At 26.4% G+C, this 14,636-nt stretch carries 18 protein-coding genes; 11 read left to right on the forward strand and 7 right to left on the reverse strand.

Annotated elements, in window-relative coordinates; translation table 11 throughout:
- Nucleotides 1-11 precede the first annotated feature (11 nt).
- Entirely contained in the window at nucleotides 12-662 is a 651-nt protein-coding gene (locus ACTTBN_RS05120; RefSeq protein WP_440681318.1) for an alpha/beta hydrolase, read from the reverse strand.
- A gap of 50 nt (nucleotides 663-712) precedes the next feature.
- Between ACTTBN_RS05120 and ACTTBN_RS05125 the strand changes: the two genes are divergently transcribed.
- Entirely contained in the window at nucleotides 713-916 is a 204-nt protein-coding gene (locus tag ACTTBN_RS05125; protein ID WP_440681319.1) for a twin transmembrane helix small protein, read from the forward strand.
- Here the strand turns inward: ACTTBN_RS05125 and ACTTBN_RS05130 are convergent.
- On the reverse strand, nucleotides 913-1,422 hold the full coding sequence (locus ACTTBN_RS05130; RefSeq protein WP_440681320.1) for a TlpA family protein disulfide reductase: 510 nt from the start codon (nucleotides 1,420-1,422) through the stop codon (nucleotides 913-915). The two genes, ACTTBN_RS05125 and ACTTBN_RS05130, sit on opposite strands and share 4 nt — an antisense overlap.
- Nucleotides 1,423-1,446: 24 nt before the next feature.
- Here ACTTBN_RS05130 and argH point away from each other — a divergent pair, with 24 nt between their 5' ends.
- Genes argH through ACTTBN_RS05150 form a run of 4 tightly spaced genes read left to right on the forward strand, consistent with a single transcriptional unit; the run spans nucleotide 1,447 to nucleotide 4,893 of the window.
- Nucleotides 1,447-2,838 (forward strand): argininosuccinate lyase, encoded by a 1,392-nt coding sequence (gene argH, locus ACTTBN_RS05135; RefSeq protein WP_440681321.1) that lies wholly within the window; start codon nucleotides 1,447-1,449, stop codon nucleotides 2,836-2,838.
- Entirely contained in the window at nucleotides 2,835-2,966 is a 132-nt protein-coding gene (locus ACTTBN_RS05140; RefSeq protein ID WP_440681322.1) for a hypothetical protein, read from the forward strand. Before argH ends, ACTTBN_RS05140 begins: the two co-directional genes overlap by 4 nt.
- A complete protein-coding gene (gene lysA, locus ACTTBN_RS05145; RefSeq protein WP_440681323.1) occupies nucleotides 2,966-4,180 on the forward strand; it encodes a diaminopimelate decarboxylase in 1,215 nt (404 codons plus the stop codon). The genes ACTTBN_RS05140 and lysA overlap by 1 nt, the downstream gene beginning before the upstream one ends.
- An 11-nt stretch (nucleotides 4,181-4,191) precedes the next feature.
- Complete coding sequence (locus tag ACTTBN_RS05150; RefSeq protein WP_440681324.1) at nucleotides 4,192-4,893, forward strand: lysophospholipid acyltransferase family protein; 702 nt, start codon at nucleotides 4,192-4,194, stop codon at nucleotides 4,891-4,893.
- Here ACTTBN_RS05150 and dnaN read toward each other — a convergent pair.
- From dnaN to mutM, 4 genes are all read right to left on the reverse strand, one after another.
- Complete coding sequence (gene dnaN / locus ACTTBN_RS05155; RefSeq protein WP_440681325.1) at nucleotides 4,890-6,002, reverse strand: DNA polymerase III subunit beta; 1,113 nt, start codon at nucleotides 6,000-6,002, stop codon at nucleotides 4,890-4,892. The two genes, ACTTBN_RS05150 and dnaN, sit on opposite strands and share 4 nt — an antisense overlap.
- Nucleotides 5,992-7,410, reverse strand: coding sequence for a chromosomal replication initiator protein DnaA (gene dnaA, locus ACTTBN_RS05160; protein ID WP_440681326.1), 1,419 nt, complete (start codon nucleotides 7,408-7,410; stop codon nucleotides 5,992-5,994). The genes dnaN and dnaA overlap by 11 nt, the downstream gene beginning before the upstream one ends.
- Nucleotides 7,411-7,737: 327 nt before the next feature.
- Complete coding sequence (gene rpsT, locus ACTTBN_RS05165; protein ID WP_440681327.1) at nucleotides 7,738-7,998, reverse strand: 30S ribosomal protein S20; 261 nt, start codon at nucleotides 7,996-7,998, stop codon at nucleotides 7,738-7,740.
- Nucleotides 7,999-8,046: 48 nt separating this feature from the next.
- Nucleotides 8,047-8,910: a bifunctional DNA-formamidopyrimidine glycosylase/DNA-(apurinic or apyrimidinic site) lyase gene (mutM, locus tag ACTTBN_RS05170; protein WP_440681328.1), complete on the reverse strand. Its 864-nt coding sequence runs from the start codon at nucleotides 8,908-8,910 to the stop codon at nucleotides 8,047-8,049.
- Between the two features lie 29 nt (nucleotides 8,911-8,939).
- On the opposite strand from mutM, the gene ubiE reads away from it, so the two are divergent.
- From ubiE to ACTTBN_RS05200, 6 genes are read left to right on the forward strand one after another with little or no spacing between them, the layout of a single operon-like run.
- Nucleotides 8,940-9,644: a bifunctional demethylmenaquinone methyltransferase/2-methoxy-6-polyprenyl-1,4-benzoquinol methylase UbiE gene (gene ubiE, locus ACTTBN_RS05175; RefSeq protein WP_440681329.1), complete on the forward strand. Its 705-nt coding sequence runs from the start codon at nucleotides 8,940-8,942 to the stop codon at nucleotides 9,642-9,644.
- On the forward strand, nucleotides 9,644-11,212 hold the full coding sequence (gene ubiB / locus ACTTBN_RS05180; RefSeq protein ID WP_440681330.1) for a 2-polyprenylphenol 6-hydroxylase: 1,569 nt from the start codon (nucleotides 9,644-9,646) through the stop codon (nucleotides 11,210-11,212). Before ubiE ends, ubiB begins: the two co-directional genes overlap by 1 nt.
- Before the next feature lie 8 nt (nucleotides 11,213-11,220).
- Nucleotides 11,221-12,426, forward strand: a complete 1,206-nt coding sequence (gene coaBC, locus ACTTBN_RS05185; protein ID WP_440681332.1) for a bifunctional phosphopantothenoylcysteine decarboxylase/phosphopantothenate--cysteine ligase CoaBC — start codon at nucleotides 11,221-11,223, stop codon at nucleotides 12,424-12,426.
- Nucleotides 12,426-12,863: a dUTP diphosphatase gene (gene dut, locus ACTTBN_RS05190; protein WP_440681333.1), complete on the forward strand. Its 438-nt coding sequence runs from the start codon at nucleotides 12,426-12,428 to the stop codon at nucleotides 12,861-12,863. The genes coaBC and dut overlap by 1 nt, the downstream gene beginning before the upstream one ends.
- The gene (locus tag ACTTBN_RS05195; protein WP_440681334.1) at nucleotides 12,860-13,615 is read left to right on the forward strand and encodes a HesA/MoeB/ThiF family protein; all 756 of its coding nucleotides are present in this window, start codon (nucleotides 12,860-12,862) and stop codon (nucleotides 13,613-13,615) included. The genes dut and ACTTBN_RS05195 overlap by 4 nt, the downstream gene beginning before the upstream one ends.
- Nucleotides 13,606-14,046 (forward strand): SH3 domain-containing protein, encoded by a 441-nt coding sequence (locus ACTTBN_RS05200; protein ID WP_440681335.1) that lies wholly within the window; start codon nucleotides 13,606-13,608, stop codon nucleotides 14,044-14,046. The genes ACTTBN_RS05195 and ACTTBN_RS05200 overlap by 10 nt, the downstream gene beginning before the upstream one ends.
- Here ACTTBN_RS05200 and ACTTBN_RS05205 read toward each other — a convergent pair.
- A complete protein-coding gene (locus ACTTBN_RS05205) occupies nucleotides 14,043-14,636 on the reverse strand; it encodes a DUF3501 family protein (RefSeq protein WP_440681336.1) in 594 nt (197 codons plus the stop codon). The genes ACTTBN_RS05200 and ACTTBN_RS05205 overlap by 4 nt on opposite strands.

The raw sequence follows: 14,636 nt of genomic DNA on the forward strand, positions 1-14,636 counted from the left end.
ATGGTCAAATGTTAAATTTTTTTTAAAATATAATTTAAGGCTGTACTTGATGCTTCAATAGGAATGTGATGATCACAATTTTTTATTAATAATGTCTCTATTGGAATATTATTTCGAATTAAAAAATCTTTAGCTTCAAGTAAATGTGTCGATGGAACAATTGGATCATCATCACCATGAATTAATAATGTATCTGTACTATTTTTAATTCTATCTTTTAAATTAATTTGATCTATTATTTTACCAGAAAATCCTACAATACATAAAAACTTTTCATTTGAAGTAAGACCAACATTCAAAGACATCATACAACCCTGACTAAAGCCTGATAAACAAATTTGTTGATGTGATAAGTTAAATTCTGTTTTAACTTCCTCAATAAATTTTTTAATAACATTTTCAGCTTTAATTGACTCATTAAGGATATAAGAAGAGTCCTCTTTTGTTAAATCAAACCATTGATATCCTGATGGATTAATTGCACACTTTTCGTGTCCATTAGGACAAATAAAAACTGTATTTGGTAAATGTCTTTTCCAATTTAAAGTTAACATGCTTATATCTTTTCCATCTCCGCCATACCCATGAAGTAATACTATCGCATTCTTAATTTCCGTCCCATCTTCTGGTTTGATGATGATTGAATTTAGGCAAAATGTCATAGAATGATTTATTATGTTTTTTATTATAAAAAATACTCTACTATAATTAAATGATTTCAGGAATATTTGTTAAAATAATATCAATAGTACTTCTTGTTGCAGTGGGCATTGTTTTAATTCTGGGTATTGGAACCCTATTTAAAGGTGGGGAAACGAGTAAAAAATATTCAAACAAATTGATGCAATTAAGAGTTCTTTTACAATTTGTTGCCATTCTTGCTTTAGTGGGGTTTGCTTATTTTTTTAAAAATTAATTATATTTTTTTATCCAATTAACAAAGTTGTCATCTTCAAAATCAATGGAGCCCATAATACGAGCAAATTCTTTTCCATCTTTATTAAATAAGATTGTTGTGGGAACACCCCTTAAAGAAAAAATTTTTGCTAATGTATTGGGTGAATCAAAAAAAGGATCAAAGCTTGTAATATTTAGGTTTTCAAAGAACTCATTAACTTTCTTTGGATTGTCTTTACCGATATTGATTGCAAAAATTTTTAAGTTATTTAGACCATAATTTTTTTTAAGATTGTCTAAAGATGGCATTTCTTTTTTACAAGGTTCACACCAAGTAGCCCAAAAATTTAATATCAACAAACTTTCTTGATAATTATTAATATTAATTTCTTTATTATTTTTGTTTAAAAAAATAACATTATCATATGTTTTTGGCTCTTTATGTACTACAATATTTTTTATTCCAGATACTTTCTCGGCCAATGCATTTGTTATCAAAAAAATAAATAATATTAAAAATCTCATGTTAAATAGGTATAATTAAATATCATGGCAAAAAATAAAAACAACCAAGCAATATGGAATACACGTATAAAAAAAAATGCCTCAAGTTTATTTCAAAAAATAGGAAACTCCATCGATATAGATAAACGTCTTTATAAACAGGATATTCTAGGATCAATTGCTCATACAGAAATGCTTTTCAAGCAAAAAATTATTTCATTTAAAATTAAAAATAAAATTATTTATGGTCTAAATAAAATTAATAAAGAAATTTTAAAAAATAAATTTGAATTTAATAAAAAATATGAAGATATTCATATGAATATTGAAAAGAGACTTTTTCAAATTATTGGAGAAGAAGCAGGATATGTTCACACAGCAAGATCACGTAACGATCAAGTAATAACTGATTTTAAAATTTGGATCAAAGATGCAGTTAAAGATATTAATACTAATATTAATCAAGTTATTAAAAGTACAATTAAGTTGGCTGAAAAAAATGTAGAAACTATTATGCCAGGATTCACACATTTAAAAAATGCTCAAGCAATATCTTTTGCTCATTATTTATTATCATATGTAGAAATGTTTAGTAGAGATAAAAAAAGATTTTTGAATAATCTGGATAGTCTAAATGAAAATCCTTTAGGTGTTGCAGCTTTAGCTGGTACTTCATTCAATATAGATAGGAACTTTACAACAAGAAAACTTGGTTTTGACAGACCAACAAAAAATTCTATAGATACTGTTTCAGATCGAGATTTTGTTTTAGATTTCTTGTATGCAACTTCCGTATGCTCAATGCATATTTCTAGAATCGCTGAAGAGCTTATAATTTGGAATTCTGATGGATTTAACCTGATCAATTTATCTGACAAAGTTGTGACAGGGTCATCAATAATGCCTCAAAAAAAAAATCCTGATTTACTTGAATTTTTAAGAGGAAAATCAGGGTCTACTTATGGAAATTTATTTTCAATGCTAACGATTTTAAAAGGCTTGCCATTGTCTTATTTCAAAGATTTACAAGATGATAAAGAAATTGTTTTTAAATCAAATGATATTTTAATGAATTGTTTAAAAATTTTAGATGAGGTGCTCAAAAATTGTAAACCAAATAAGAAAAAAATGCTTGAACTTGCAAATAATGGATACACAACCGCAACTGATCTAGCTGATTATTTAGTTAAAAATCATTCGATGTCATTTAGAAAAGCTTATCAAAAAACTGCTGCTATTGTTAATTTTTCAGAGAAAAAGAAAAAAAAATTAAATGAATTAACTTTAGAAGAACTAAAAAAAATTGAACCAAAATTAAAAGAGGATGTTTTAAAAGTATTTGATTTAAATAATTCTATAAACTCTAAAAAATCATATGGAGGAACATCTTTTGATAATATTAAAAAAATGATAATGAATTATAAAAAACAAAAATGATTAAAAAAATTACGTTAATTATATTATTTTGTTGCACTTTGATTTCTTGTGGAAAAAAAGGAGATCCTCAGTATGTAGATCCTGATAAAAAAGCAGAAATTGAAGCAGTTTTAATTAATATAGCTTAATGAAGTACATTAATAACAAACTAACTATAGAAAAAATTAGTTTTTCTGAAATTGCCAACAAATACGGAACACCATCTTATTGTTATTCTCAAACAAAATTAGAAGAAAATATAAATAAATTTAAAAAAAATTTTAAATCTTTCTCACCTTTAATTTGCTTTGCAGTCAAATCTAACACTAACGTTAATTTAATAAAAGTAATCAAAAAACTTGGATTAGGAGCTGATGTAGTTTCCATGGGAGAACTAATGATGGCTTTGAAAGCAGGAATAAGTCCAAATAAAATAGTCTTTTCAGGTGTTGGTAAAACATCAAAAGAAATAAATTTTGCAATTGAAAAAAAAATATTATTAATTAATGCAGAATCTTTAAGTGAAATAAAAGAAATTAATAAAATTGCCAACGCAAAAAACAAAAAAATAAGTATTGGAGTAAGACTTAATCCCAATACAGATCCAAAAACTTTAAGTCAAATTTCAACTGGGAAAAAAGAAAATAAATTTGGAGTAAATAAAGAAACTTTTTATGAAATAGTAAATTACTGTAAAAATTCAAAAAATATTAACCTACAATGTCTTAGTGTTCATATTGGAAGTCAAATTTTAGATCATAAACCATATGAAAAAATGCTTATAGCAGTTGATAAAATTTTAAATAAGACAAATCATAGATTTCAATACATAGATTTAGGCGGTGGAATGGGCATAGCCTATTCTAATAAAAATAAACAACTAAATTATAAAAAATATAATAACGCTATTCTTAAATTTTTAACAAAACATAAAGTTAAAATTATATTTGAGCCAGGAAGATCAATAATTGGTAATACAGCAACATTAATTACTAAAGTGGTTTATATTAAAGATAGTGATAAAAAAAAATTTATAATTCTAGACGCAGCAATGAACGATTTAATGAGGCCAGCTCTTTATGGTGCATTACACACAACTCTTCCAGTTATAAAATCAACTAAACTCTCAAATAAAACATATGAATTCGTTGGTCCAATATGTGAGAGTACAGATAAATTTATAACTTTAAAAAAATTTCAAGAGTTAAAAGAAAAAGACCTAATTGCAATTTGTGATGTTGGGGCTTACGGAATGTCGTTAAGCTCAAACTACAATTTAAGACCAAAACCAATTGAATTATTAATTAAAGGATCAAAAATTAAAATAATCAGAAAAAGACAAAAGCACAAAGATTTAATATAGCTTTTGAAACAATGATAAGAAACTTTTTATTTTCGATAGCATTTTTTACTGGAATAATTTTTATCTCTTTAATTTTTTTGCCAGCATTTTTTTTACCTAGAAAAATTGTTTTAATTGGTGGAAAACTAATGGGTTATTGGACAGGTTTTTGCTTAAAAATAATTTTATCTGTTAAAATTTTTGTTAAAGGAAAAGAAAATATTGTTAAAAATGAAAAATTTTTTATTGCTGCATCTCATCAATCAATGTTTGAAACTTTTTATTTACAAACAATTTTTAATTCACCAGTATTTATTCTTAAAAAAGAGTTGCTGTTAATACCTATATTCGGTTGGTATTTAAAAAAAATAGGCTCAATATCAATTAAACGAAACAAGGTAACAAAAGATAATTTAGATTTTTTTAAAGACATATCTCACATGATAAACACCTCGAATAGACCATTAATAATATTTCCTCAAGGAACTAGAGTTCAACCAGATGAAAGACCAATGTTTAAAAAAGGAGCTTCTAGAATTTATGAAGAACTGAAGGTAACATGCCAGCCAATAGCAATTAATTCTGGCTATGTTTGGCCTAAAAACGGTCCTAAAAATAGTCATAAGACAATATCAATATCAATTTTAAAACCAATTTCTGCTGGCCTACCCAAGGAAGAATTTATAAAAACTTTAGAAAAAGATATATATACTGAACTTGATTTATTAAACTAGCCTTTCATAGGCATAACAACATAAATACTATCAAAATCACCTGGATCTTTTATTAAAGCTGGAGAGCCTGTATCATTAAAATATATTTCCACTCTATCTCCATCAAGTTGTGAAGCAACGTCTAACAAATATCTAGAATTAAAGCTTATTTCTAAATCATGTTCAAATTTAACATTTAATGTTTCTTTACCATCACCACTATTTGTATTGTTCACAGATAAATCCAGTGTGTCTTTTGATAAATTAAATTTCACACCATCTTTTTTATCTAAAGAAACAGAGGCAACTCTATCTACTGAATTTAAAAATAACTTTAAATCTATTTCTAATTTTTTTTGATTATTTTTAGGAATTACTTGAATATAATTTGGAAATTTTCCATCAATAAGTTTAGATATTAAAATACTATTATTTAATTCAAATTTAATTTTTGATTTAACATTTGATACTTTTACATCGCCATCATAATTATCTAATAACGAACAAAGTTGAAAGATTGTTTTTTTAGGTAAAATAATTGGTTCAAAATCAATTTTTTCATCTAGTCTAATTTTAGAAATTGACATTCTATGACTATCTGTTGCAACTGCTGTTAAATAATTTTTATCCTCAACTTCAGTTTGATGAAAATAAATTCCACTTAAATAATGTCTGGTCTCATCATTTGAAACTGAAAATTTACATTTATTTAGAAGTTTTAAAAGTTGTTTTGATTTTATAACAAATTCATTTTCATTAAAATTTTCGTCAGTTAATGGAAATTCTGTTGCACTAATACAATTTAAATTAAAAATGGATTTCTCGGATTCGACTTGTAATTTACTTACATCTGTTAAAGATAAATTTATTTTTTTTCCTGAATTGAGCTTTCTAATAATATCATACATTATCGATGAAGTTGTCGTTGTTTTTCCCTCTTCAATAATCTCAACATTGCTCAACTTATGAATAAATATTAAATCTAAATCAGTAGCAGTAATTGTTAAATTTGAATCACTCACATCCAATAGAATATTTGAAAGTATTGGTAGTGTACTTCTTTTTTCTATAACACCTTGGCAATAATTTAATGCTTGCTGGAGATCTTGCTGATTTACGTTAAATTTCATTTTCTTTATTATTATACAATATCTGGTTTTTTAACTTATTAATATTCTCAACCATTTCAGTATCTTTTTCCTTTAATTTTTCAATTGTTTTTACCGAATGAATTATAGTTGTGTGATCTCTATTTGAAAATTCTCTTCCTATCTCTGGTAATGATTTTGAGGTTAAAATTTTCGTTAAATAAATCGCTGTTTGCCTAGGTCTTACTAAATATCTTGACCTTCTAGAGGATAACATTTCATTTTTACTAATTTTAAAAAATTTACAAACAATTGTCTGTATTAAATCAATTGTAACTTTATTTTCTGCAAGATTTAGCAAATCTTTTAAAACTACTTTTGTTTCGGATAAATTTGGGGCTTTGTTATAAATTCTTGAAAAAGAAACAACTCTATTAATTGCTCCAACTAACTCCCTAATACTTCCTGTAATTTCAGAACTAATAAAATTCTGAATTTCTTTAGAAACACTTAGTTGATCTGAATACAAATTATTTAATTCTTCAGTTTTCTTCTCGACTATTTTTTTTCTTAATTCAAGATCAGGCTTTTGAATATCAACTACTAGTCCTCCAGAAAATCTAGATTTAATTCTTTCTTGAATTCTTGATAATTTGTTTGGAGCTCTATCAGCAGAAACAATTATTTGAGATCCTTTATCTAGTAAAGCATTAAAAGTATGAAAAAACTCTTCCTGCATAGCTTCTTTTCCACTTATAAATTGAATATCATCAATTAGTAAAATATCTGTGTTCCTAAAATATTCTTTAAACTTAACCATGTCATTTGCTTTGATAGATTTAACGAACTGATACATGAAACGTTCTGCTGAAATGAACATAACTTTATTATTTTTTTTTAATTCTAAGCCTATAGAATTTAACAAATGAGTTTTACCCATTCCAACTCCACCATAAATGTATAATGGATTATAATGAGAAATATTTTCTGAAACTTTTAAAGAAGCTTCATATGCAAGTCTGTTGCTACTTCCCGTTATGAAGTTATCAAACCTTTTGTTTGGATCAATACGATTATATTGAAGATAAGAATCTTTAATAAATGAAATATTTTGGTTAGTATTATTTTCTATTTTTTGATTTTTTTCGGTAAAATTATTTTTAGCTTGTTCTACAATTTTAAATTCTATTCTGATTATATCTTTTTTGTTCAATCTAACTATTTGCAATATTTGGTCTAAATATCTTGAAGTAATCCAATCTCTTATGAATCTTGTAGGGACTGATAATAATAAATAATTATTAAATTCTTCTACAAAAGTTATTTTTTTTAACCAACTTTCATAAACCTCTAAACCTAGTTTATTTCTCATCTCAGCTTGAACCAACTCCCAATCAAAGCTATCTGAGTTTATATTAGTTAAATTTTTTGTATTTATAGGTTTGTTCATAAAATATATGGAGAAATCTCAGTTAGAACGATTTAAAAAAATTTGCAACAAGTTAATAAAAAAATATAAAAAAAAATAAAATCTACGATTGTAGTTTTGATTGTCGCATTATTTTTTTCAAAATTTTTTAAAAGAATTTTTTTTGTATTAATTAGAATAACAAAACAATTTATAAAATTTCTAATTGAATCAAACGTAGATTGAATCAAATATAAATTGTATTTGCTATATTCGTACGTTTACTAAATCTAAATATAGTAATTTTTTTTTTATACTTGTTATATGATGTGTTAAATTTTTATATCTAAAAAATAGATATTTATAATTTTATATTGTTGAAATTTTCTTAGTAATTCTTGAAACGTTTCTTGATGCGTTCTGCTTTTTAATTATTCCAGTCTTGGCTATTTTCATCAACTCTGAGTTTAATTTAGGTAAAAATTTTAATGCCTCATCTTTCTTTTTGGCATCAATTAGAGTGTTCATCTTCTTTAATGCATTTCTAAATCTACTTTTTCTAGCTTTATTTACAGCTGTTTGCTTAGAAATACGTCTTATGCGTTTAATAGCTGATTTTGTGTTTGCCATGCGCAGGGGTATAGCTTGAGATCTTAAAGTGGTCAACTAAATATTTAACTATTTTTGACAGGAAACACAAAAGAAAGTGGATCTATTTGATATAATTTTTTTTTTTATAGTACCTCTACAACCTCTTGTTTTACATCTTAATCCCTCTTGCTGATAAACATTGAATTCCTTTTGAAAATTTCCCAAAATACCTGAAGCATCTTTAAAATCTCTTATACTTGATCCTCCTTTTTTAATTGCTTTTGAAAGTACTTTTTTTGAATTTAAAATTATTTTTTTACAATCATCAATGGATAATAAGCTTGCTTTTTTAAAAGGATTAATTTTACTTAAGAACAAAATTTCGCTTGCGTAAATATTACCAATACCTGAAACAAATTTTTGATCCAATAAAAAGTTTTTTATACTTTTATTCTTTCCTTTAAAATATTTAAATACATAATTTAAGTTAAATTCTGAATTAAATGGTTCTGGTCCTAAGTTTTTTAATCTATTTTTTAAATCATCATAAGTCTCAATCAGTTCAAAAAAACCAAATCGTCTTGGATCGTTATAAATTACTTTTAAAGAATTAAATATCAATTCAATATGATTATGTTTATTCGGAAGTATTGGAGAGTGATAAAAACTTGTATTGGTAAATTTTGATTTTTGTTTTTTACTTAAAACATGAATTGTACCTGACATTCCCAAATGTATTATACAAAAACCACTACTCTTAAAATTTATTATTAAATATTTTGAAAATCTATCAACTTTAGCAATTTTTTTATTTTTAAGGAAAGTAGAAAAATTTTTTGGAATTGGGAATCTAAGATTTTTATTTCTAATGATTACTTTTTTAATAGTTTTTTGTTTGATTTTTTTGTCTAGTGATTGTCTGACAATTTCTACTTCTGGTAATTCTGGCATTTCGTACTATATTAAATATATATTTTTATATGCAACAATATCTTCAAAATAAAAAAGGTCTAGTAGAGGAAGTTTTTGATCAAGTTTATAGTAAGTACGACTTGATGAACGATTTCATGTCATTGGGGATCCATCGTTTTTGGAAAAAAAGTTTGATCAATATAATGAATCCATCTTCAAATAAAAGTCTAGTGGACGTTGCTTGTGGAACAGGAGATATTGGTAAATTATTTTTAGATAATACTCGCGAAAGATCAGAAGTAATTTGTGTAGATCCAAACAAAGGTATGATTAGTGAAGGTAAACAAAAATTATCTAACTATAAAAATATAAAATGGGTCAATTCAGCAGCTGAAAATCTTCCTCTCAAAGATAATCTTTTTGATTATTACACAATAAGTTTTGGCTTAAGAAATACAAAAAATTTAGACAAAACTTTATCTGAAGCTTATAGAGTGTTGAAGCCAGGCGGTAGATTTTTGTGCTTAGAATTTTCAAAAATTCAAAACTCTAACTTAGACTTTATTTATAAAAACTATTCAAAGCTTATACCTCATATTGGTCAGCTCATTGTAGGTGATAAAAAACCTTATGAATATCTGATAAAGAGTATTGAAGAATTTATTAATCAACAAGAACTAATTGATTTAATGAAAAAAAATAATTTTACAAAATGTAGTTATAGGAATTTTTCTGGAGGAATAGTTTCTATTCATAGTGGCTGGAAGATATAATGATTAAAAAATTAATTACATTATTTAAATTAGGTAGAAAAATTGCAAAGTCTGATATTTTAAAAATTGCATCAAAATTTAAAAAACCACCTATCGGAATTACAATTTTATTTCAGTTATTAGCAATTTCATTTAAAAAAAAAGATTTAAATCAAAACATTCAAGATGATGGGGAAAGACTTTCAAAATCATTGGAGTCCATGGGAACAACATTTATAAAACTTGGACAATTTTTAGCAACTAGACCAGATATTATAGGTGAGGAGCTTTCCGCAAAACTAGAAAATTTACAAGATCGTTTACCACCATTTTCAGTTAATCAGGCAAAAAATATAATTAAAAAAGACCTAGGCATTGATGCTTTTAATTCTATTATTGATTTGAGTGAACCTGTGGCTGCTGCATCTATAGCTCAAGTTCATAAAGCAAAAATTAATGATAATGGAACAATTAAAGATGTAGCTATTAAAATTTTAAGACCAGATATCAAAAAGATTTTTAATGAAGAAATTGATGCCATGATGTTGTTTGCATTTATCATTGAGTCATTTGTAAAAAAAACAAAAAGATTAAAACTTGTAGAGGTTGTTTTTTTGTTAAAAGAAATAACTAACCTTGAAATGGATTTAAGATTTGAGGCTGCAGCTGCTAACGAATATGCAGAAAATACAAAAAATGATGCTGGATTTAAAGTTCCTGAAATATATTGGAATTTTACCAGTGAAAATGTCATGACTTTAGACTGGATAGATGGTGTTTCAATTCGTGAAACCGAAGAATTAAAAAAAAGAAATCTAAATACAAGTAAAATTGCTGAAGATATCATCCAACATTTTTTAAGACACGCTGTAAGAGATGGTTTTTTTCATGCAGATATGCATCAAGGTAACATATTTATTGATGATAATGGCCAAATAGCCCCCATAGATTTTGGAATAATGGGTAGATTAGACAAAATGAGTAAACGTTTTTTAGCTGAAATTTTATTTGGATTTATCCAAAGGGATTACAGAAAAGTTGCTGAGGTGCACTTAATAGCTGGTTTAGTTCCTAAAGATGTTCCTATTGATGATCTTGCTCAAGCATTAAGATCAATAGGTGAGCCTATATTTGGACAAGAAGTCAAAGATATTTCTGGGGGAAAACTACTAAAGCAACTTTTTGATGTGACTGAAAAATTTAATATGCAAACCCAGCCTCAATTATTAATGCTTCAAAAAACAATGGTTGTAGTTGAGGGAGTTGCAAGAAAATTAAATCCAAACACCAATATATGGACGACGTCTAAACCAGTTCTTGAAAGTTGGTTGAGAGAAACAAAAGATCCTATAAGTAATTTGAATGAAACATTAAAAAATACCTCAGAGGTAATTAAAAGACTACCTGAATTCCCTGAGATCATGGATAAAGCAAATCAAGCATTAACATTTTTAGCTAGTGGACAAATTCCTCAAAACTCAAATTCATATACTGCATTGAATGATAAAAAATTAGAAATGGTAGCTTTTAGAAATCAATCAATTATTGGCTTATTACTTCTTGTAATTTTTGGTCTTATAGTATTTTAATTCGACAAATGAAAAATCTTCATAACAAAAAAATTCTGTTTATAATTTGTGGTGGTATTTCTGCATACAAAAGCCTTGAAACAATAAGATTGTTTAAAAAAAATGGTGCAGAAATAAAAACTATACTAACATCAAGTGCTAAAGAATTTGTAACTCCCTTATCAATTACATCTTTATCTCAAGGAAAAGTTTATACTGATTTATTTAATGTAGAAAATGAAACTGAAATGGACCATATATCTTTATCAAGATGGGCTGATGTAATTGTTGTTGCCCCTACAACTGCAAACACTATTTCGAAACTAGCACAGGGTTCAACAGATGATTTAGCATCTACAGTTATACTAGCTTCAAATAAAGATATTTATTTAGCTCCTGCAATGAATGTTAGAATGTGGGAACACAAATCTACAAAAATGAATTTAAAAAAATTAAAAGATTATGGATATAAATTAATTGGCCCAGAGATCGGTGATATGGCATGTGGTGAATATGGTGAAGGCAAAATGTCCGAACCATTAAAAATTGCAGATGAGTTAAATCAATTTTTTTTAAACCAAAGTCAAAATAAAAAATTTAAAGCTTTGGTTACCGCCGGACCAACAAATGAGTATATCGATCCTGTTCGTTTTATAACAAATAAATCAAGTGGCAAACAGGGATATGAATTAGCTAAATGTCTATCAAAAAAAGGTTTTGATACAACACTGATTTCAGGACCAACTAATCTAGAAGTAGAACAAGATATTAAACTCATTAAAGTTGAAACAGCGGATGAAATGTTTGCCGCTACACAAGATAATTTGCCTGTAGATGTAGCAATTTTTTCAGCAGCAGTATCAGACTTTAAAGTAAAAAATAAATCTCAAACAAAGATAAAAAAAGAAGAATCATTAAATTTAAATTTAGAAAAAAATGTTGATATTTTAAATTATATATCAAATCATAATTCTATGAGGCCTGAAATTGTGATTGGTTTTGCAGCAGAAACGAATGAAGTTTTAAAAAATGCAGAAGAAAAATTAAATAAAAAGAATTGTGACTGGATAATTTCTAACGATGTTTCTAAAAAAAACATTGGATTTAACTCTGACTATAATGAAGTTACAATCCACTACAAAAATAAATCTTTAAAAAGTGAAGTCCTACCGTACAAAAGAAAATCCGAAATTTCTGAAGAAATAGTTGATAGAATAATTGATCAATTAAATTAATGGCAAAAATCCTTGTTAAAAAATTAGATCCTTCAATAGAGCTACCTGCCTATAAAACAGAAGGGGCTTCAGGAATGGATCTTATGGCTTTTATAAAGGAACCTATTCTACTTAAATCTGAAAATTCCTGTTTAGTTCCAACTGGAATTGCTGTTGCTTTTTCAAATGAATTTGAAATTCAAATACGACCCCGATCAGGTTTAGCAGCAAAAAATAATATTAGTGTTTTAAATACGCCAGGAACAATAGATAGTGATTACAGGGGAGAGATAAAAGTAATACTTTACAATCACGGAAAAGAAGATTTTTTAATAAACAATAAAGACAGAATAGCTCAATTGGTTCTTACACCAGTGATAAAAATAAATTTTGAAGAGACAGATGAGCTTCCAGAAACAATAAGAGGCGAAGGCGGATTTGGCTCAACGGGAAAATGAGCAAAAAATTAAACAAAAAACAAATCGAGCGTTTTTCAAGACAAATAATTCTAAAAAATATTGGTATTTTAGGTCAAAATAAAATTTCAAATTCAAAAGTATTAATAATAGGCATGGGTGGTCTTGGATGTCCAGTGGCAGAATTCTTAACTAGATCAGGGATTGGCTCATTGGGAATTGTAGATCACGATCGAGTTAGCCTTTCAAATATTCATAGGCAAAGTTTATTCAATGAAAAAGATTTAAATAAACCAAAAGTTAAAATTGCTAAAAAGAAGTTAAACAAGATTAATTCTTTAACAAAAATAAAAATTTTTAATTACAAATTAAATAAATCTAATTTTCAAAAAATTATTAAAGATTATGATTATATTGTTGATGGAACTGATAATTTTGAAAGTAAATTTCTAATTAATGACTTAAGTTTCAAATATAAAAAATTTTTGGTAACAGGTGCTATAAGTAAATTTGATGGTCATATCTTTACATTTAATTTCAAAAACAAAAAAGAACCATGCCTTCGATGTTTTTATCAAGAGGAAAAAATATCAAATGAAATACTTAATTGTGAATATGAGGGAATCTTAGGAACTGTTGCAGGAATTGTTGGCACAATGCAAGCAAATGAAATTTTAAAAAATATTTTAAATATAGGCCAAAGTTTAAATAATTATATTTTAATTATTGATTTATTAAATTTAAATTTTAGAAAAGCAAAAATTACAAAAAGAAAAAACTGTCTATGCCATTAATTATAAGAATAATTTTAATTTTTATTTTATTAATATCAACAAGCTCAGCAAAAGAGATATTTGTTTCTTTAAAAAAAAATAAAGTAAACGTTAGGTATGGTCCAAGTTTTGACTCAGATGTAAAATATGTTTACAAAAAAATTAATCTTCCTTTAAAACAAATAGATAAAAAAGAAAACTTTAGAAGAATTATAGACTTTAAAAACAATGGTGGTTGGATACATATATCTCAATTAAAAAAAAATAATTCTGTAATAGCAACCAAAGATAAAATTTTATTTAAAAACCCTACATCTTTTTCAAAACCTATTGCTCTTATTAAGCAAGGTAGGTTATTAATATTCGAAAAATGTGAGCAAGAATGGTGTGAAATAACCTCCGGAGAATTTCAAGGTTGGATTAAAACAGATAATATCTGGGGATTTAATTAACTAAAATCAGCCGAAAGTGACTTTTTGTTCTCAGCAGATAACTTGGTAGTATGAGAATATTCTTTGTGATCTATTCCTATTTCAACTTCAATTTCTTCAGATTTAAATTTAGCTATTTGGTCGTCTGAAAAATTAAAATGAATAAATTGAACTGAAGAAGCTTTTCCTTCAGCTGATGTTCTATCAACATCTTCCTCTGGTATAGCTTTTATTTTTTCTCCATTAATTTTCATAAACACAGTTTCCTCAATTCCGCCTACTTTTCCAAGGAAAGCCGCGCGAGATATAGGGTTGTCTATTTCAAACATTAATGTAGCAGTTAATTCTTTACCATTTGGTATTAGAGGATTGTATGCTGACAACTCGTCTTTAAGCTGTTCATCTCCACCTTTTTCAATATATAGCATTTCTTGAACTTGAGCCAACATTGTCTCGTAGCTTTCAAAGTAAAAGGTTGCATAAGGTCCTAATGCAATTCTTCTATTTTTTTTAAAATCAACAATGCTTTTTCTTAATTCTCTTCTGTTTTTTGTATAGACATCTAATGGCATAATGTCTTCTTTTTGTATCTCTCTTTTTTCTCTTGGCAT

It is taken from the genome of Candidatus Pelagibacter sp. HIMB1623 (assembly GCF_052047695.1).
GTDB lineage: Bacteria > Pseudomonadota > Alphaproteobacteria > Pelagibacterales > Pelagibacteraceae > Pelagibacter.